This is a genomic window from Rickettsia amblyommatis, from assembly GCF_002078335.1.
GTDB lineage: Bacteria > Pseudomonadota > Alphaproteobacteria > Rickettsiales > Rickettsiaceae > Rickettsia > Rickettsia rickettsii.
In genome coordinates this window covers 1,027,196-1,046,059 of sequence record NZ_CP015012.1, presented here as the reverse complement: position 1 = coordinate 1,046,059, position 18,864 = coordinate 1,027,196, and the positions used below count along the sequence as shown (strand labels likewise).

Genomic DNA, 18,864 nt, shown 5'->3' with positions numbered 1-18,864 from the left:
AGTTAGATATGACTAACCACCTACGTATCGGTATTTTAATCTTTAATAATAGGAATGAAATTTTATTAGGTAAACGTATTAGTTCCAATGGTGAGTCTAGTTATGCTCCTGTCGGTGGACATTTAGAATTTGGAGAAACATTTGAAGAATGTGCTATCCGTGAAGTTTTAGAAGAAACAAATCTGATCATTGAAAACCCACAATTTATAGCAGTGACTAACGATATTTTTGAAAAAGAACAAAAGCATTACGTCTTGATTTTCCTTAAAAGCTCATTGTTTAAATGAGCATGAATTACAGAACCTTGAGCCTCATACAGTAAAAAGCTGGTAGTGGTTTGCTCTTGATAATTTACCCTCTAACCTTTTTCTACCTTTAAAAAGACTCATTGAGAAAAAATGTTATTTATATAAAAAAAGTATTGATTAACTAAGTTTATCTAATTTTATATCCGGACGCGTATTTGTGTAAAACACTAGCAATAAGCGTTTGATAAGGCATTCTTTACTTGTGCTGCAATTCTTTTTATATGATTTAAATCGTATAACGGCAATCTAATATTAATTCTTTCCGATTTTTTAAAAAAATTAGCTGCGGCAATTTTAGCTATATTTTTTGGTTCTCTAGTTCTTTTTTAGGTAACTCTAAAAGCTCATCTCTTGTTCAAAATAATCTAGTATTTCTTGTTCTTTTTCAGTGAATTTGTATTTTTTCATAATCTAAACCTTAGTTTGACAATATCATCCTAACTTAGTAATTTTAATAAATGATCACCTTGATTTATAATTATGATAATACAGATTTTATTGTTGTAGCGGATTGAATGGTGGGTTTGAGAAGACTTGAACTTCCGACCTCACGCTTATCAGGCGTGTGCTCTAACCAGCTGAGCTACAAACCCACAGTGTAAAAGTATGGTGAGCTCGCCGGGATTCGAACCCGGGACCCTTTGATTAAAAGTCAAATGCTCTACCGACTGAGCTACGAGCTCTTAAATAATTGCATATATTCAAAAATTATGTTTTACTTTATCGCCGAAAAAGGCTAATCTGTCAACAATTATTTTTTAATTTAAATGTAGGAAGTTTATGCAGCATCAGGACGTGGCTATAATTATCCCCTCAAGGCTAAGTTCAACTAGGCTTAAACAAAAACCGCTGCAGCTTATCGGCTCTATAACTTTAATCGAGCGGGTATTCAAACAAGTAAATCAAGCGGGCCTTGAGCATACATATGTTGCGACCGACTCGGAAAAGATAGCAAGCGTTATTAAAAAAGTCGGAGGAAAAGTAATATTCACGGATAGTGCTATCCCAACCGGTACTGATCGTACTTATGAAGCTTTTAAATTAATTCCAAATAATCAAAACATTAATTACATAGTTAATGTACAGGGAGATATGCCTTTCATTGAACCTAGCGCTATTTTGAAAATTATAGAATATTTAAAAAACAGCGAATACGATATTGTTACACCGATAGTAAAAGTAGATAGGGAATCAGTGGAAGCTAGTAGTAATGTTACCGTAGCGGTTGACTCGGCGGGGACAGCATTGTATTTTTCGCGTAGTCTTATCCCAAACGGTGCAGAAGAATTTTTATATCATGTAGGCATGTATGGTTTTCGCAAAAACGCTTTAGAAAAATTTGTATCTCTTAAGCCAACTTTTTTAGAAAAAACAGAACGTTTAGAACAATTACGTGTCCTTGAAAACGGCATGACTATAGGTACATGTTTAGTTGAGAATGTTCCTATTTCCGTAGATACAGAAGAAGACTTAAAAAAAGCAGTAAAATTTTACGAAAATATTAATAAACTAGGTTTATAATAATGGTACATTTCATTTTTGTTACCGGCGGCGTTGTTGCATCACTCGGTAAAGGTCTAACGGCAGCATCGCTTGCTATGCTGTTGCAAGCAAAAGGTTTTAGAGTAAGTGTATGAAAACTAGACCCTTATCTTAACATTGACCCGGGAACTATGAATCCTCACGAACATGGTGAGGTATATGTAACCGATGACGGAGCAGAAACCGATCTAGATCTTGGACATTATGAACGTTTTACTGGAGTTGCCGCATACAAATTTGATAGCATCACAACAGGTGCGATATACTCAAAATTACTTAAAGATGAACGTTTAGGAAATTACGCCGGCGTTACTGTTCAAGTCATCCCGCATGTTACAAATATAATAAAAGATTTTATACTTTCAAAAAACACCAAGGGTTTTGATTTTATTATTTGTGAAATAGGCGGTACAGTCGGTGATATTGAAGGTCTACCGTTTTTTGAAGCTATAAGGCAATTGGTAACAAATTAAAAAGCAAAAATTGTTTATTTATTCATTTAACATTATTACCTTATGTTAAAACCGCCCGTGAATTAAAAATAAAACCTACCCAACACTCAGTTAAAGCATTACACGCTATACTAGTGTGTCGTGCAGAACGTAACATTTCAAAAGGCGCAATAGATAAAATAGCTTTATTTTGTAATATAGAATCTGAGTATGTTGTCCGGCAATAGATCAAAAAAATATATATTTAGTACTGATTGCATATCATAATCCAGGACTTGACAATAAAGTATTAAAATTTTTTAATATTAATGTCATGCCGTCTAAATTAGATAAATGGCATGATATAATTAAGAGGCTAAAAGATTCTAATTCAAAAGTAAGAATCATCGCTATAATAGCTAAATATCATAAATTAAAAGATGCTTATAAATCAGTAATCTAGGCACTTGATCATGCAGGTATTTATTACAAATACAAAATTGATTTAGTATGGATCAATGCTGAAAATCTAACTGAAGAGAATATTAATAAAAAATTATTAGATATAGATGGGATTTTAGTACCAGGCGGATTTGGAGAACGGGCAACTAAAGGAAAAATTATAGCAATAAAATATGCCCGTACTAATAACATACCTTTTTTTGGAATATGTTTCGGTATGCAACTTGCGACGCTCGAAATAGCTCAGAATTTAATCGGTATTAAAGATGCAGTAACGGAAGAATTTAAAGTAGACGGTACAAAAATTATTGAGAAAATAAATAAAAACTGTGAAGACTCAAAAATAACAATTGAAAATGTAAAAAAGACTATGAGGCTCGGCTCTTATCCTTGTAGTTTGGTCGCAAGTACCATCGCAGCTAATGCTTATAAAAGCCTTGAAATAAATGAGATATATCGTCATAGATATAAAATTTAATAATGAATTTCAAAATATTTTTGAAAAACACGGAATAGTATTTAGCGGTTTTTCAAAAGATGAAGAGATTGTAGAAATAATTGAACTACCGCTACTGCGTTGGTTCGTAGGAGTACAATTTCATCCGGAATTTAAATCTAAACCTTTTGAAGCTCATCCGTTATTTATTCAGTTTATTAAAGCAGTGATTGAGTATAATAAATATAATTAATAACAATATATGAGACTATTTTAAAAAATCTTGACATAGTTTTTATTATAGTCTAGGGTGCAAAATAATATAGCCGGACAGTTTCTGAAAAGCGTTTGAGGTCATTCCCGCATATGCAGGAATGACATATAAAGCTCTAAGCCTTGCAAAAACATAACATTTTTAAAAACTATCCGGTACTAAAAAAATAAGCTCATAGTAAATCAATGGATAGCGTGGATTCTAATTTCACAATTTGGAATAAAGCCAGAAACAGTAAATTTAGGCATATAGTATGGCCGATTAGATCGTATGAATTAACCAGGTTCATCCCGATGGCTTTACTAATGTTTTTTATTCTACTTAATCAAAACTTAGTTCGTAGTATTAAAGATAGTTTTGTTGTTACCTTAATTAGCTCGGAAGTATTGAGTTTTATCAAACTTTGGGGCGAAATGCCGATGGGAATTTTATTTGTTATTTTTTATTCTAAACTCTGTAATATTATGACAACAGAGCAAGTTTTTAGGGTAATTACCGGTACTTTTTTATTTTTCTTCGCAATTTTTGGTTTTATTTTATTTCCATACAGAGAGTTTTTGCATCCCGATCCCGAATTAATTAAGCACTATATCACTGTTCTTCCTCACTTAAAATGGTTTTTAATAATTTGGGGACAGTGGAGTTTGGTATTATTTTATATTATGGGAGAGTTATGGCCGGTTATAGTCTTTACTCTTTTATATTGGCAGCTTGCAAATAAAATTACTAAAGTCGAAGAAGCACCAAGATTTTACTCATTTTTTACTTTATTCGGACAAACTAATTTACTCATCTCAGGAACCGTAATTATTTATTTTGCTAAGAGTGAACATTTCTTATTACCTTTATTTTCTCATCTAAACGATACAAATGAAATTCTTTTAAAATCATTTATTACGGTCATTTTAATATCCGGATTAATTTGCCTAGCTCTTCATAAACTTATTGATAAATCAGTCGTAGAAGCTGACAAAAATATTAAATTTAAAAACCAAAGAACGGATATATTAAAATTAAGCTTGGTCGAAAGTGCAAAAGTAATATTAACTTCTAGATATCTCGGTTTTATTTGTCTTCTTGTAATGTCTTATTCTATGAGTATTAGCCTAATAGAAGGATTATGGATGTCCAAAGTAAAGCAACTCTATCCCGCTACAAAGGATTTTATAGCCTATCACGGCAAAGTGTTTTTTTGGACGGGAGTACTCACGTTAGTTAGTGCGTTTTTAGGCAGTAGTTTAATTAGAATATGCGGCTGGTTTTGGGGAGCTATTATAACACCGATTATGATGTTTGGAGCAGGTGTGATGTTCTTTTCATTCACGGTTTTTGAAAATCACCTAGGAAATATCGTAAATACTCTCGGCTATAATGCACCGCTTGTCGTTATAGTTTTTATTGGCGGACTTTGGCATGTACTGTCTAAATCCGTAAAATATTCACTTTTTGATGCTACTAAAGAAATGGTATATATTCCGCTCGATAGTGAAATGAAGACCAAAGGTAAAGCTACAGTTGATGTTATGGGTGCTAAAATCGGTAAATCAATAGGTGCTATTATTCAATTCATATCCTTTAGTATTTTCCCGAACGCCGTACATAACGACATAACCGGTTTATTGATGTTTAGTTTTATTATCGTATGTCTATTATGGCTATATAGCGTGAAAGTTTTATCGAAATATTATAATAAGATGATACAACGTTGATAAGGATATCCATTCCTGTGAAGGCTTGCTTGCGTTGATACCTAATCTTCATGAACTACATAGGTGTTGTTACATGACTCAGAAAAGGTGTACGATGTCATTCCTAGCTCAGCATTGTTGCATGGACCGGTAAAATCCCCTGTGTCACCCCGTGGCTTTTGACCACGGGATGACATCGGGAAAACTGATCCACACCGAAAACGGGGATCTAGCAAAATAACTTTAAATATCGATATAGAAGTTATTTATTAAAAAAATAAACCTAAAAAAACAAAATTTTTATAGGTTTTACTAGATTTCCGCCTACGCGGGAATGACCAGTGCTTTTCAAAAATTGCTTGATGCTATGAATCAAACTACTGTATTTTGAACATCCTCTCCTATTACTATTAATCCTTGATCAAGCAAATCAAAAGCCTCATCCAAGCACTTATATACTGCATTTTCTTGAGCTACCTCCGAATAATCTTCGATTAACCCTAGATTTTGACAAGTAATAACAAGTTTAGCTTTTAAACCACCACTCTATTGATTTTTAATATAATTAAATATTATTTTTAAAACAGCTTGGCTACTATCCTTTGCTTTTTCATATTTATTTTTTAAGCTCTGTAATCTGTCAACATATACTCTTAACGTCTCTACTTCTTTACTTTGATATATTAAGCCCTCTATTTTTTTCAATTTGTTTTATTAACCGCTCTGCCTCTTCATGCGGTTCTTTACATTGTCTTACTAAATTTGCTTTTGTAAAATTAGTATTAGCATTGTTATGCATTAATAGTGAAAGAATAATTTTGTTTTCTACTGAGTTACGACCACAGTAATGTAATACTGCACCCATCTGTTTATAGTCATTCACCGTAGCACCATATTCAAGTAACATTTTGGCTTTTTTAACATTACCTGTAACCTCTAAAGCAGTATCACCATTCTCATCTTGTATATTAGGCTCAATACCTTTTTGCAGTAACTCTTTAAGGTCTGCTAAGTCAGTTACATAATGTAGGGTACTTTTGTTTTCTGGGCTATCTACCGTATCAAAACTAACATCTTTACTGTTTTACTATTACGACTATTGTTAATACTAATGCGTAAATCATGAAACATTTCTGGAGTGGTTTTACATTCTTTTGCATTACTCCCCTTTCCTATACAAGATTTAAAAATATTTATTAACTTAGAAATTTTAGTCATAATTATTTTTTTAGTTATTTTATTAAAATTCCATGTTTCATGGTATTTTTGACTCGGCATTATATTAATCTATTTTAATAAAGTCAATGTGAATGGTTAATTTTTATGAATTAACCAATTAACAATATAATTTAAAAATTCTTTTTTCTTGAATCTATTTGTAATATAGTAATAGGCATATTTAATATTTGTAGAGGGAGTAATGAAACAAAATCCAAAAATCTCATTAATAGGTAGCGGTAACATAGGCGGTACGCTTGCTCACTTAATTAGCCTTAGAGAACTCGGCGATATCGTGTTATTTGATGTGACTGAAGGAGTACCGCAAGGAAAAGCATTGGATCTCATGCAAGCCGGTACAATAGCCGGGTCTGATATCAAAATAAAAGGCACAAACGACTATAAAGATATTGAAGGATCTGATGCCATAATTATTACTGCCGGTTTACCAAGAAAATCAGGGATGAGTAGAGACGATTTAATTAGCATTAACACCGGTATTATGAAAACGGTTGCAGCAAATGTTAAAAAATACGCTCCTGATGCCTTTGTAATAGTAATTACCAATCCACTTGATGTTATGGTATATGTCATGCTTAAAGAAAGCGGATTGCCTCACAATAAAGTAATCGGTATGGCAGGAGTACTTGACTCATCAAGATTTAATCTTTTTCTTGCTGAAGAGTTTAAAGTATCGGTTAGCAATGTTAATAGCACGGTTCTCGGCGGTCACGGCGATGCTATGGTACCTCTTGCAAGATATTCTACAATATCAGGCGTGCCGATACCTGACTTGATAAAAATGGGCTTATCAAGTAATGAAAATATTGAAAAAATAATCGATCGTACTAGAAACGGCGGCGGTGAGATTGTTGCATTACTTAAAACAGGTTCTGCTTATTATGCTCCCGCAGCCTCAGCAATAGAAATGCTTGAGTCATATTTAAAAGATAAACGTCAGATTCTAACTTGTGCCGCTCATTTACAAGGTGAGTACGGCGTGCATGATTTATATGTCGGAGTGCCTATTATGATCGGTAAAGCAGGTGTTCTAAAAGTAATAGAACTACAGTTAACCGCAGAGGAAAAAGCACTATTTGATAAATCAGTCGAGGGAGTTAAAAAACTCATTGAGACGATAAAATAAATGATGAAATTATATTATTGAAGCACAAATGCAACAAGATTTAAAATATTGAATTAATACTAATTATTAGTATTGTTAATTGAACATAAATGATATTACATTTTGGTTTATTTTTATTAATAGAGGGAAATTATGAAACATAAGAATGAATTAGACCGGCTAATAAGAAATCTTTATTTAATAAAAAATACTAATTTAAATAATATTTTAGAAACAAAACTAGCTATAACACGTACACTAATTTTATAAAAGCTCTAATAAACAAAATAGACCCTAGAACGCCGGGACTGTATGTTTCTCAGCAACACGCTAACTTCAAAGTAGCAAATGATAAAAATATACAGGGTGCTAGTAAAGAAATTTATTTAAAAAATCTACCTATTAGTATTGGTAAAGTTGAGGGCTTTAAGGAAGACGGAAAAGGTAGAAAAACAAAGGCTCAACTTGATGTCCTAATATCCCCTTCAGATTTTTCAGCATTATTAAGACTAAGTAATTCACTACCGATCACTAATGAGCAAGAACTAGAAATAAAGGGATTTTTTCTTGAACAACATGAATGGGATAAATTTCAAGAATTAAGAGAGGGATTACACAAAATAAAAGAAAGAGTCTAGAGAACAATTAGATGAAATGAAAAATTTTTATGATGTGATTAATTCATTAGATAAAAATATCATTCTAGGAGTAATGCAAGAGAAACAAAAAGTGCAACAAGTTTCCAATCAAAAAGCACAAGAGATTATAAGAAGTAAATTTTTATACCTTGATAATGCCGGGGATTTTTCAGATGGTTTACAAAATTTATTTGAGAAGTTAAAAAATAAAGAAGAGACAGGGGAAAAAGCACTTATAGAAGCTTCGAAAAATATACACAGCAAAAGTATATCAGTAAATACAAATTACTTCCGTAATACTAATAATTCAAGTGAATTAGATTTACAATATAAGATGTTGTTCATAGATCATGCAGATAATATCTCGCAAAATATAAAGGAGGCTCTAGTCTCATATGCCGGAAGTAATAACAATAACAAGATTGATATATTATCTGAAGAATTAGCAAATAAATTTAAAAATATATCAAATTTAATCAAGCAAAATGAATCGGTACTACAGTTATCACCGGCAAATAGTACATTCCTCAACAGAACTTTTTGCAAAACTAGAAAATTCATTCAATGAACTAGCACAATTCACTGATAAAATATTAATAGATACTGGCAAATCTTATGTACAACAGGCAAATATTAATCCTAAATCTAATACCGTTTCTAGATCTTCTTCTATTGATTCAGGAATAGGCTCAAGTCAAGAAGAATTATCTACCACATTTGGAAAAAGCAGCTCTACTAATTTAATTGAAGCTCTTGATTTAGCACAAGCGAAAATTTTATCAAATTCAAATACAGCAAAAGATAAGTTAACGGCAACAAAAGAACTACAAAAATCTATCCAACAAAAAGAAGTAAGCAATGCAAGACTTACTCAAGAAGCAATAGATAATATTTATAAGACACTAGGTATATTTGAAGAAATTAAGGAATATGAAAAGAGCGACAATGCACGTGTTCCTCGTTTATTAAATAAAAATTACTATAAGCTAACTGATCCTCGTGAGGAACGTAGAAGCGATCATATCGCTTTAGAACGGGATGACACTGGAATGCTGCCTCCTTCCCAAAATAGTGCCGTTTTAGATAAATTAAAAGAAGCAGTAGATGATTATATATCTGAGCTACAAAATGAAAAGCTATATAACGATACATTCCCGAAACAAGTTGAGGCAATAACTCATCCAATGCAGGAAGCAATACCGACTCCTCCTGCTCTTTCCTGGATACTCATCCTATATTCGATGATACAATAAAGTTCTTAAAGAGGTTTAAAGAAGAGATCGATAAATTTCCACAAGATTATACTCAAGCCTCTACCATACCTCTATTAGGAAGAAGTGAATTTTTAGCAAGTATGGTATCGACTTCTCAACAAGATGAGAGCATTAATGATATATTAGATAAACTTCAAAAAATTTCTACTAATTGTAGTAAAATAAGTAATAATGATGATAAATTTAATAAAGAGATTAAAGAATCTTTTGTAGAAATTAATACCACATTAAAAAATATAATAGAATATAAAGGACCCGAAATAGAATATTTAAATTCCAATATAGAAAAAGTTCAAAAGAATTTATCTAATTTAGAATCTTTGACTTATGCATTATCTAAAAATACATCTCCGAAACATATTAAGCAATCAACCCAAGATCAACCTAAAATATCTACAGGAGCAGTTACCAGTATCAAAGATAGAATAGCAAAATTTGAAGTAGACTCTGACAGCAAAATCAAAAAATACTGGACAGAAGAAAAGAAACAGACTGTAGAAAAACAACATGAAAATACTCAATCTGACTATATAACTCCTAAGAAAAATTTTGAGTTTGAAAATCGAGGTAAAGAAATTAAAGAGAATAGCACCAAAAATTTAATAAACAAATTTGAAAAAGGTTTTGATAGTAAAATAACAAGATACTGGGCATCGCCGGCGGAATGGGATAAATGGGAGGAAGAAAAACAGAAAGGTACAGGGAAAGAGAATGAACTAATAAGACCTCGTACAAAATTTACAATAGAACCTTCTAAAACATACTCAATCTAAAGAGCCTATAGATCATCAAACTCCTGAAAAATTGAATATTAACGAAATAACTCACGATTTAAAGCTAAAAGGCAATACAAAAAGCTTAAAAGACAAATTTGAAAACTTAGCAAAAGAAGCGAAGCAAATTGGGACACAAACACAGCAAAGCTTCAAATCTGCAAGTAGTCCTAGCATAAAACCTACAGGTTGCAGTTAAAGACTGAAGAAATATCCAGGACAATTGATGTTATTCTTGTTTTTGGGTCTTGTTGCATGGCTCGTTTATGTCATCCCCGCGAAAGCGGGGATGACATAAACGAGCCATGCAACAAGGCTTTACTTTTGTGAGGATGACATCCTACGTAAAACCAACACTGTACTCATTAATATTATAAGCAAAAATATGAAAAAGCTTAAAGTTAGAGATAGTGACTTAAAATTTTGCCATAACAACATACTAAAGAAAGGAGTAGTTGAGGATAGAATAATACCTCCAAAAGAATGTGATAGACTATAAAGCCTCATTTTAACATTAGTCTTAAATAAGGATTGAACAATAATTTGTAGCGGTACTGCATAAAATGCTGCAAGTCCTATTAATATAACGGGACAGAGAATATTAAATATTTGTTTGTATAACATTATTTGCATTCCTAAAGCAACAATAATGCTGGCAAATAAAGCCCACATAATCTGTCTTAAAGGGTTTATTTTATCGGCAAACAGCCCTGCAAAAACAGCTGATATTCCATAGGTAGTAGTAAGAGCTATATTCATAAATCTTATTTCAGGATGATTTATAAAAGCTATTTTTGTTAAAAAAACTCCTAAGAAAATTACTAAAAAGTGATACACTCCTCCAATAGCACCGCTTATTAGTAATGCTATTATAACGGATAGTTTATTATTCCATATAATTTGCCGCAAGGTACTTTTTGATGATGTTCTTAAAAATTCGCTACTTTCTTTAAAAAAATTTCTCATCAAAATAGCAAATAAACCAAATATTGCACCAATAAAGAAATTAAAACGCCATAAATATTGGATATCGGAATTACTAGCGTAATAATCAGCTATAGCCGCAAGTAATGCACCTACTTGACTACAGCATGAAACTATTCCTATATTTAAATTTTTCCGATTATCTCCTGTTTTTTCAGCTACATAAACCTTTATTCCGTCAACTTCTCCGGCAAGGCTTGCTAAAAAAACCATTCGACATAATGTTAGTATTACCGTAGCAAAAATACCTATTATCTTAAAGGAAGGAGTAATAGCAATTAATCCGGTAGCAATGCTACTTATGAACATCGATATCTTGATAGATTTAGTACGCCCGTATTTATCTCCGATAAATCCAAAAATTAAGGACCCTAAAGGTCGTACTATAACGGCTGCACTAAGAATAGCAAAAAAACCGAGTAGTTGTTTATCTTGCTCTATATTAGGTAAGAAATTTTGTGCAAGAATACTAGCCGATAAACCGAATAGAGCATAATCATAATAACGGATAATCGTTGTAAAAAACGCAACTAAAAAAGCTGAATTAGACATATAATATTTCCTTTTTGTGGCAACATCATATGATACCCACTATTTAGGCTGTGTGAAAGAAAATTAATTTAATCTATTTTGACTCTTTTTGTCTACAAATTATAAGATTTTTTTGAAATAGGAACAACTACAGCATAATTTCAATATAGAAATCTTTTATATTTATTTTACTATTATAGTTTTAATTATAATATATTATATTTATATATTCAATTTTTAACCGTTTTAAAAATATGCACTTAGAATATAAAGTTACTATATCTGAAAATGGTAGAATAAATATTCCTGCAAAAATTCGTGATCAATTACATATTGCTTAAGGAGATCAGTTAATGCTAATACTTGATAAAGAATTAACATTGATTCCTCTAAAAAATAAAATTAAAGAATTTCAAGCATTAGTAAAATCTAGAAATAAAGATAACATATCATTAGTTGACTCTTTAAATTGAATCAAGAAGAAAGGAATTTAATAATGAATAAATATATTTTAGATTCATCTGCTTTACTTGCATTATTTAACTCAGAAACTGGTAGTGATAAGGTCGAAGAATTATTACCGTTATCTATTATGTCTACAGTAAATATAGCAGAAGTAGTAGCTGAACTAGATAAAAAATTGAACATATCTTTTATTCAAAGTAAAGCAATGATCTCAGCTTCAATAAATAAAATTGTAGCCTTAGAGTTTGATCAAGCTATAGAAATTGGACGCTTAAAGAAAGAAACAGAACAATTTGGCTTATCTCTTGGTGACAGAGCTTGCATTAATTAGCCTAGGATTAATTACAGGCTATCCTATATTACTGCAGATAAAATTTGGGCTAAACTGCAATTAAATTGTAAAATTGTTCTAATTCGCTATGCTCTATGAAGATTTCTAAGAAGCTTTAATTTTGGTTATTTTTTGCTGCAAATTATAGGTTTTTTTTGAAATAGGAGTAGCTATTCTTTCAAAAATCTTATTAATTTTCGCTAAAAAAGACCTCAAAATAGCAAATCAATTAGAAATCTTCATAGAGCCTAACAGCTCATTTTATGATAAAATTTGAAAAAAGAGCCATTATGATACTATAATAATTACCTTCCTCTTCCTGAGTTTTGCTTTTCTATTTTTTCTCTTCATGCTTTCATAACTTTTGCTAGTTCTTCTTTATGCTTATTTCCTCCTTGAAGCATTTGTTTACCAATATCCTTTGCCTCTATAGTTTTTGGAATTGATATAGGTGGTGGCAGAGGCGATGGGGGCATAGGAATACCGCTTCCAGGCATTGTGGAGGTGGTATCAGTATAGTACCGCTAGGCATAGTTGGAGTATTTTTTGAAGATTGATTAACAGCTTCTGCTTGCTGCTGCTTTATCTTCTCTTCTTTCATACGTTTTATATAGCTGCTAATGCTCCTTGTTGCTGTAAATCTGCAGCTGTCAGCTCTCTTGTTGTAGAAGTTAAGTGTTTATTTTTATAATCAAACTTTTTTTCTCTATCGGAAGCACTATTAATAGTATTATGTTCTTTTTCTATAGCCTTAAATTGATTATTAATAGCTTCTAATTCTACAGCGATTTTCCATCTTTCTTCTCTAGTAATATTAGAATTAGCTTTTTTTTCTTCAAGCCCCTTTTTCCCCTCTTCTAGTGCTTTCTGTTGTTGCTTTGATTCTTCTATACGTTTTGCATGATTATCTATTTTTTCTTCTGTACTCTTTGTTTGCTGCTCTAAAGCATCCTTTACTTGTCTGCTTTGAACTTTTTTCTTTAACTCTTCATCAAAAGAAAGCGGTTTATTTCGTACAGGTTTTCCTCAATCAGAATGTATTAGATCTTCAAAATTTTCTCTAGAAGCTAACGGTTTTTTACTGGTATCAGGTATTTGAGGATCATGTTTTCGTAAATCTTTTGTAATTTCTTGTATATTTTTATGCAGTTCTGTAATCGGTGCCACTTTACCTATCACAAGTTAATTGACTTTAAAGATATAGTAATTAAACCTCTTTTATAGCTTCAACGCAAGCAAAAGTTGCTATTTTTAGTATTTCATTAGCTGTTGCTGTAGCTTGAAGTATTTGAACGGGTTTTTCAAAACCGTTTGTTATAGGACCTATAAAGCTGTTTGACGAAAATTCTTGTAACAACTCAGTAGAAATAGCAGCTGAATTTAAATCAGGCATAATTAATACATTTGCAGATCCTGATAATCTACAAAATTTATATAATTTACGTAAATCACCATCTAAAGCCACTTTAACCGACATCTCTCCGTCATATTCAAAATCTACCTTCATGCCGCTCAGCTCTTCTTTGTCTTTTCTAAAATTATCTAGTATATTTACTGCTTCACGAATACGAGCTGTTTTTGCCTTAGAAGAATTACCGAATGTTGAAAAAGAAAGAAGTGCAACACGAGGAGTGATTCCCATATTTTTAGCAATTTCTGCAGTTTGGGTTACTATTTGTGCAAGTTCCCAGCTGTTTGGATATTCTGTAATACAATTATCGGCAATAATAATATTATTATCTTTGGCAATCATAATTGAATAGCCAAGGATGCTACGATTAGTTTTTGGTGAAATGACTTTCATGATATCTTCTAAACTATCGATATAACTTTTCGTAACACCGGTTAAAAGAGCATCACCGTCACCGCATGCTAACATACAAGCAGCAAAAATATTCTTATCAGTTTTAACAAACTTTGCACAATCACGGTATAAATAACCTTTTCTCTGAAGTCTTTTATATAAATAATCAGTATATTTCTCTAAACTATCGCTTAAGGCCGCATTCATTATTTGAATTCCATCTAAGCTAATATCTTGACCTATCTTTTTTAACGTAACCTCAATTCGTTCAACACGACCAATTATAATCGGATGACCATATTTCTTGTCTCGCATCATAAGAGCGGCAGAAATTACTTCTTCTTCTTCACCTTCAGCAAAAACAATCCGTTTAAGTGGTGCATTATGAATTTTTTCAGCTAAGAAATTCATATAGTTAGCAGTAGGATTTAATCTGCTACCTAATTCTTTCTTATATTTACCTATACTAAAATCTTTAACCCTAGCAACGCCGCTTTCTACTGCAGCAACGGCAACCGCCGCTGCTACTACGGTAATTAAACGAGGATCAAACGGTACGGGAATGATATATTCCTTACCAAAAACCATCTTACGCCCTGAGTAAGCTTTATACACCTCTTCCGGTACAGGTCTACGGGCTAAATCTGCAATGGCTTTTGCTGCAGCTATCTTCATTTCCGTATTAATAGTCTTAGCTCTTACATCTAATGCTCCTCTAAAAATATAAGGAAATCCCATAACATTATTAATCTGATTATTATAATCAGATCGCCCTGTTGCTATAATCGCATCATCACGCACAAGTTTTATATCTTCCGGAGTAATTTCCGGATCAGGGTTAGCCATAGCAAAAATAATCGGATTACTTGCCATTCTACTCACCATATCTTTAGTTACTGCCCCTTTTACCGATAACCCTATAAATACATCAGCGTTATTTAAGCTTTCCGCTAAAGTTCTAAACTTGGTATCACTTGCATATAGCTCTTTCCATTTATTCATACCTTCTAGGCGTCCTTTGTAAACAACGCCTTTAGTATCACATACAATAATCTTTGATTTATCGGCTCCAAGAGCAATTAATAAATCAATGCAAGCAATAGCTGCTGCACCTGCTCCGTTAACTACGATTTTTAAATCTTCAAGCTTGCGATTAGTAAGATACGCAGCATTTATTAGCCCTGCGGCGGTAATAATCGCCGTGCCATGCTGATCGTCATGAAAGACCGGTATATCCATTAAAGATTTTAATTTTTCTTCTATAATAAAACATTCCGGAGCTTTAATATCTTCAAGATTAATACCCCCAAAACTATAACTTAGATACTTCACGGCATTAATAAGTTCTTCAGGGTCTTCCGTATTCACTTCCAAGTCAATTGCATCAATATCAGCAAATTTTTTGAATAGTACCGCTTTACCTTCCATCACCGGTTTTGAAGCGGCAGCTCCTAAATTACCAAGCCCAAGTACGGCAGTACCGTTAGAGATTACGGCAACTAAATTACCGCGAGCAGTATATTTATATACATCCTCTAAATTTTTAGCAATTTCAAGGCAAGGAGCCGCAACCCCTGGGGAATAAGCAAGTGATAAATCTTGCTGAGTAACTAAAGACTTTGTTGCAGAAATAGCGATCTTACCAGGCTTATCTTTTTCATGATATTCAAGGGCCTCAGCATAATTTATTTTATTCATTTCATCCATTTTAGAAATTCCTGTTTTATTTGTTTGTTTTGGTTTTGCATCATTGCGAGCAGACGCAATAGGCGTCGACTAAGCAATCTCAGGCAACATTCCTGAGATTGCCACGCTCCTTTCAGTCGCTCGCAATGACGTGGTAAATTCACCCCATTATATACATAATAATTGATATAGTAACTACCGAGAAAAAAGTAGTAAATGTTATAATCGACGCCATAGAATCAGGATCACCGTCAAGTTGACGAGATAAAACATAAGCCGTACTCGCACATGGAAGGCAGCTATATAATATTCCTACCGATCTATCTAATCCGTCAATAGACATTAACCATAGTACTACTACACTAACTAGAGGAAATGCAACTAATTTAACAAAGCTTGTAAACATTACATTATGTAAAAGCTCTTGTCTAATAGTAAAATTAAGCCCTGCCCCAACATTTAGCATACCGATAGATAAAGCGGCATTAGAAAGGCTATCTAACGTCTTCTTAAGCCCTAGATGTAATTCAAGATTTGAGTAATTAAAAACGAATCCTACTAAACTTGCGATAATTAACGGATTACGCACAATTAATTTCATCATTAAAACAAAACTAGTTCTAATAGTATTAGTAACGGATTTATTAGGGATATAATAAGCGAAAATCATTACCGATAAAATATTGGTAAAAATAATCATATAAGAAGAAATAACGGCAACGATTGAAAGCCCGCTAGGACCAAGCAAGGGGCTACTTACCCCAAAAAAAATGTAGCTATTATAACGAATCGATCCTTGAAAAATGGAAGTAAATTGGACTTTATCTATGTTGTATTTTTTTTGGTAAATTATAAGACCGATTGATACAAGAATAGTGGATATAATAAGAGCCACTACTAATTTAATTATGGATACAACGCTTAAATCGGCAGTAGATACGTAATTAAACAGCATGGCAGGAAATAGTACAAAATACGATAATTTCTCAATACCACGCCAAAATTCTTCTGAAGTTAACCATTTATTTTTGATAATACTACCAAGCAGCGTAATTAAAAAAATAGGTAATGTACTACAAAAAATTTCATTCATTTGTTAATAGTTTTTATTTTAACGTCATTGCGAGGAGCGAAGCGACGTGGCAATCTCGTCAAACTTCCTGAGATTGCCACACTCACTTCCTTCGTTCGCAATGACGCTTAGATACCCATGCGGGAATGATATATAGGCTACAACTGCCCTTCAACCAGCTTTTTCATTTCCTGCACCCCGTAAAGCTTTATAAAAGTCCCAAGTCTTGGACCTTCATTCTGTCCAAGCAATATTTGATATAAATCTTTGAAGTAATCACGCAGATTTTCATATCCTGCTTTCATTCCTATATTATATATTGCTTTCTGAATTGCCTCAGCTTCGGTTTGATCAGCTATATCAGATAACATATCTAATATATCCCGCAAAATAACCTTATGCTTTTCAGAAGGAGATAAATATGATTTATGTGCTTTAATAAAGTCATTATAATATCTTATAGCAAATTCTGCTAAATGGTCAAGATAAGGGCTAGTATTTGGAGTTGCTTTTGGCTCATATTTGCTAATAAATCCCCAAAGCACTGATTTATCCGAAGGATTACACACAGAAGTAAGATTTAAAAGCAACGAATAGGTAATTCCAAAAGTCTCAATTTTCGGTACATTTCCGTGATGGATGTGATAAACGGGATTTGCAAAACGCTTTGCCCTATCCTCCTCTAAATGATATTTCTGGTTAAAAGTAATATATTCATCAACATTTTTAGGAATTACATCAAAAAACAAACGCTTAGCTCTAGTCGGATTTTGATACATAAATAATGCCATACTTTCAACAGGAGCATATTTAATCCAATCATCAACGCTAATGCTATTACCTTTTGATTTTGATATTTTCTCACCGTTTTCATCTAAGAATAACTCATAACATAACTGCACCGGCGGCTTTCCTCCTAGGATTCGGCAAATTTCTGAATAAAGACGAGCATTTGCCAAATGGTCTTTGCCGTACATCTCATAATCGACTTTAAGCGCAGCCCAACGCATACCAAAATCCGGCTTCCACTGTAATTTGCAATGCCCTCCCGTTACCGGTACTTCTATATAATTACCGGCTTCATCTTTATACGTTACAGTGCCTGCTTTAGCATCCCATTTCTCTATAAGTACTTGCAGTACCTTACCGGTTTTCGGACATATAGGCATGAAAGGTGAATAGGTAGCCTTGCGCTCTTCTCTAAAAGTCGGTAGCATTAGCTCCATTATCTCGTAATATTTCTCAAGCACCATTATCAGCATCTCATCAAACATACCAGCTTTATAACAGTTAGTACTGCTATAAAATTCATACTCAAAGCCGAATTGATCAAGGAATGAGCGAAGCTTTGCATTCATATAATGCCCATAACTTTCACATTCACCGAATGTATCAGGGATAGAAGTAAGCGGCATATCCATATACTGTGCCACCATTTCAGGATTTGGGATATTGCTAGGTACTTTACGAAGCCCGTCCATATCATCGGAAAAGCAAATTAGTTTAGTCGGAATATCGGATAATTGCTCAAATGCTTTCTGTACCATCACCATACGGGCATTTTCACCAAAAGTACCGATATGAGGTAAACCTGAAGGACCGTAACCCGTTTCAAATAATACATACCCCTTCTCAGGAATTTTACCGTTTAAGCTGTCTAATATCTTCTTAGCCTCAACAAAAGGCCACGCGTTTGACTTAATAGCATCTTCCCAAATTTCTGACATTTATTTTTCTTGCATTAATTAATAATCAGTGACAATATACTAAATTTATTTATTTGTAAAATATCAAATTAAATGCCCTCATTGCGAGGCGCGA

At 32.8% G+C, this 18,864-nt stretch carries 14 protein-coding genes, 2 tRNA genes and 5 pseudogenes; 11 read left to right on the top strand and 10 right to left on the bottom strand.

What is annotated here, in order from left to right; translation table 11 throughout:
- The first annotated feature begins 8 nt into the window (after positions 1–8).
- Positions 9–333 (top strand): annotated as a pseudogene (locus A3305_RS05985) (nucleotide triphosphate diphosphatase NUDT15).
- Positions 334–824: 491 nt separating this feature from the next.
- Here the strand turns inward: A3305_RS05985 and A3305_RS05975 are convergent.
- Positions 825–901 (bottom strand) — tRNA-Ile (locus tag A3305_RS05975).
- A gap of 14 nt (positions 902–915) precedes the next feature.
- Positions 916–991, bottom strand: a tRNA-Lys gene (locus tag A3305_RS05970).
- Positions 992–1,088: 97 nt separating this feature from the next.
- Between A3305_RS05970 and A3305_RS05965 the strand changes: the two genes are divergently transcribed.
- The 3 genes and pseudogenes from A3305_RS05965 to tlc2 all read left to right on the top strand — a co-directional run bounded on the left by A3305_RS05965 (position 1,089) and on the right by tlc2 (position 5,162).
- Complete coding sequence (locus tag A3305_RS05965; RefSeq protein WP_014392152.1) at positions 1,089–1,829, top strand: 3-deoxy-manno-octulosonate cytidylyltransferase; 741 nt, start codon at positions 1,089–1,091, stop codon at positions 1,827–1,829.
- Positions 1,830–1,831: 2 nt separating this feature from the next.
- Positions 1,832–3,432 (top strand): annotated as a pseudogene (locus tag A3305_RS05960) (CTP synthase).
- Positions 3,433–3,638: 206 nt separating this feature from the next.
- Positions 3,639–5,162, top strand: a complete 1,524-nt coding sequence (gene tlc2, locus A3305_RS05955) for a nucleotide exchange transporter Tlc2 (protein WP_014392151.1) — start codon at positions 3,639–3,641, stop codon at positions 5,160–5,162.
- A 649-nt stretch (positions 5,163–5,811) separates the two neighbouring features.
- Here the strand turns inward: tlc2 and A3305_RS10685 are convergent.
- Together A3305_RS10685 and A3305_RS05940 are read right to left on the bottom strand one after the other, a co-directional pair.
- Positions 5,812–6,048, bottom strand: coding sequence for a hypothetical protein (locus A3305_RS10685; RefSeq protein ID WP_226984031.1), 237 nt, complete (start codon positions 6,046–6,048; stop codon positions 5,812–5,814).
- A 146-nt stretch (positions 6,049–6,194) separates the two neighbouring features.
- Positions 6,195–6,419, bottom strand: a complete 225-nt coding sequence (locus A3305_RS05940) for a hypothetical protein (protein ID WP_014392150.1) — start codon at positions 6,417–6,419, stop codon at positions 6,195–6,197.
- A 142-nt stretch (positions 6,420–6,561) separates the two neighbouring features.
- On the opposite strand from A3305_RS05940, the gene mdh reads away from it, so the two are divergent.
- The 5 genes from mdh to A3305_RS09585 all read left to right on the top strand — a co-directional run bounded on the left by mdh (position 6,562) and on the right by A3305_RS09585 (position 10,369).
- Positions 6,562–7,506 carry a malate dehydrogenase gene (mdh, locus tag A3305_RS05935; protein ID WP_014392149.1) on the top strand — a complete coding sequence of 315 codons (945 nt, stop codon included), beginning with the start codon at positions 6,562–6,564 and terminating at the stop codon, positions 7,504–7,506.
- 633 nt (positions 7,507–8,139) lie between these two features.
- Complete coding sequence (locus tag A3305_RS10680) at positions 8,140–8,691, top strand: hypothetical protein (protein ID WP_014392148.1); 552 nt, start codon at positions 8,140–8,142, stop codon at positions 8,689–8,691.
- Positions 8,609–9,376 (top strand): hypothetical protein, encoded by a 768-nt coding sequence (locus A3305_RS05920; protein WP_226984030.1) that lies wholly within the window; start codon positions 8,609–8,611, stop codon positions 9,374–9,376. The genes A3305_RS10680 and A3305_RS05920 overlap by 83 nt, the downstream gene beginning before the upstream one ends.
- 101 nt (positions 9,377–9,477) lie before the next feature.
- On the top strand, positions 9,478–10,170 hold the full coding sequence (locus A3305_RS11860; RefSeq protein WP_014392147.1) for a hypothetical protein: 693 nt from the start codon (positions 9,478–9,480) through the stop codon (positions 10,168–10,170).
- A 31-nt stretch (positions 10,171–10,201) separates the two neighbouring features.
- Positions 10,202–10,369 carry a hypothetical protein gene (locus A3305_RS09585; RefSeq protein WP_014392146.1) on the top strand — a complete coding sequence of 56 codons (168 nt, stop codon included), beginning with the start codon at positions 10,202–10,204 and terminating at the stop codon, positions 10,367–10,369.
- Between the two features lie 119 nt (positions 10,370–10,488).
- Here the strand turns inward: A3305_RS09585 and A3305_RS05910 are convergent, their stop codons facing one another.
- Positions 10,489–11,706 (bottom strand): MFS transporter, encoded by a 1,218-nt coding sequence (locus tag A3305_RS05910; RefSeq protein WP_014392145.1) that lies wholly within the window; start codon positions 11,704–11,706, stop codon positions 10,489–10,491.
- A 233-nt stretch (positions 11,707–11,939) separates the two neighbouring features.
- Between A3305_RS05910 and A3305_RS05905 the strand changes: the two are divergent.
- A pseudogene (locus tag A3305_RS05905) lies at positions 11,940–12,189 on the top strand (AbrB/MazE/SpoVT family DNA-binding domain-containing protein).
- Positions 12,182–12,580 (top strand): annotated as a pseudogene (locus tag A3305_RS05900) (type II toxin-antitoxin system VapC family toxin). The pseudogenes A3305_RS05905 and A3305_RS05900 overlap by 8 nt, the downstream one beginning before the upstream one ends.
- 248 nt (positions 12,581–12,828) lie before the next feature.
- On the opposite strand, the pseudogene A3305_RS11580 reads toward A3305_RS05900, so the two are convergent.
- The 5 genes and pseudogenes from A3305_RS11580 to A3305_RS05880 all read right to left on the bottom strand — a co-directional run bounded on the left by A3305_RS11580 (position 12,829) and on the right by A3305_RS05880 (position 18,770).
- Positions 12,829–13,082: pseudogene (locus A3305_RS11580) on the bottom strand (transporter).
- Between the two features lie 425 nt (positions 13,083–13,507).
- Positions 13,508–13,648 (bottom strand): hypothetical protein, encoded by a 141-nt coding sequence (locus A3305_RS08980; RefSeq protein ID WP_167884963.1) that lies wholly within the window; start codon positions 13,646–13,648, stop codon positions 13,508–13,510.
- A gap of 40 nt (positions 13,649–13,688) precedes the next feature.
- A complete protein-coding gene (locus tag A3305_RS05890) occupies positions 13,689–15,992 on the bottom strand; it encodes an NADP-dependent malic enzyme (RefSeq protein ID WP_014392140.1) in 2,304 nt (767 codons plus the stop codon).
- A gap of 139 nt (positions 15,993–16,131) precedes the next feature.
- Complete coding sequence (locus tag A3305_RS05885) at positions 16,132–17,064, bottom strand: AEC family transporter (protein ID WP_014392139.1); 933 nt, start codon at positions 17,062–17,064, stop codon at positions 16,132–16,134.
- 137 nt (positions 17,065–17,201) lie between these two features.
- Positions 17,202–18,770: a lysine--tRNA ligase gene (locus A3305_RS05880; protein WP_014392138.1), complete on the bottom strand. Its 1,569-nt coding sequence runs from the start codon at positions 18,768–18,770 to the stop codon at positions 17,202–17,204.
- Positions 18,771–18,864: the final 94 nt, after the last annotated feature.

Excerpts from the sequence above, each read along its gene's own strand:
- A3305_RS05965 (WP_014392152.1), top strand. The coding sequence starts at position 1,089 with ATGCAGCATCAGGACGTGGCTATAATTATCCCCTCAAGGCTAAGTTCA.
- tlc2 (WP_014392151.1), top strand. The coding sequence starts at position 3,639 with ATGGATAGCGTGGATTCTAATTTCACAATTTGGAATAAAGCCAGAAAC.
- A3305_RS10685 (WP_226984031.1), bottom strand. The coding sequence starts at position 6,048 with ATGTTACTTGAATATGGTGCTACGGTGAATGACTATAAACAGATGGGT.
- A3305_RS05940 (WP_014392150.1), bottom strand. The coding sequence starts at position 6,419 with ATGCCGAGTCAAAAATACCATGAAACATGGAATTTTAATAAAATAACT.
- mdh (WP_014392149.1), top strand. The coding sequence starts at position 6,562 with ATGAAACAAAATCCAAAAATCTCATTAATAGGTAGCGGTAACATAGGC.
- A3305_RS10680 (WP_014392148.1), top strand. The coding sequence starts at position 8,140 with ATGAAAAATTTTTATGATGTGATTAATTCATTAGATAAAAATATCATT.
- A3305_RS05920 (WP_226984030.1), top strand. The coding sequence starts at position 8,609 with ATGAATCGGTACTACAGTTATCACCGGCAAATAGTACATTCCTCAACA.
- A3305_RS11860 (WP_014392147.1), top strand. The coding sequence starts at position 9,478 with ATGGTATCGACTTCTCAACAAGATGAGAGCATTAATGATATATTAGAT.
- A3305_RS05910 (WP_014392145.1), bottom strand. The coding sequence starts at position 11,706 with ATGTCTAATTCAGCTTTTTTAGTTGCGTTTTTTACAACGATTATCCGT.
- A3305_RS05890 (WP_014392140.1), bottom strand. The coding sequence starts at position 15,992 with ATGGATGAAATGAATAAAATAAATTATGCTGAGGCCCTTGAATATCAT.
- A3305_RS05885 (WP_014392139.1), bottom strand. The coding sequence starts at position 17,064 with ATGAATGAAATTTTTTGTAGTACATTACCTATTTTTTTAATTACGCTG.
- A3305_RS05880 (WP_014392138.1), bottom strand. The coding sequence starts at position 18,770 with ATGTCAGAAATTTGGGAAGATGCTATTAAGTCAAACGCGTGGCCTTTT.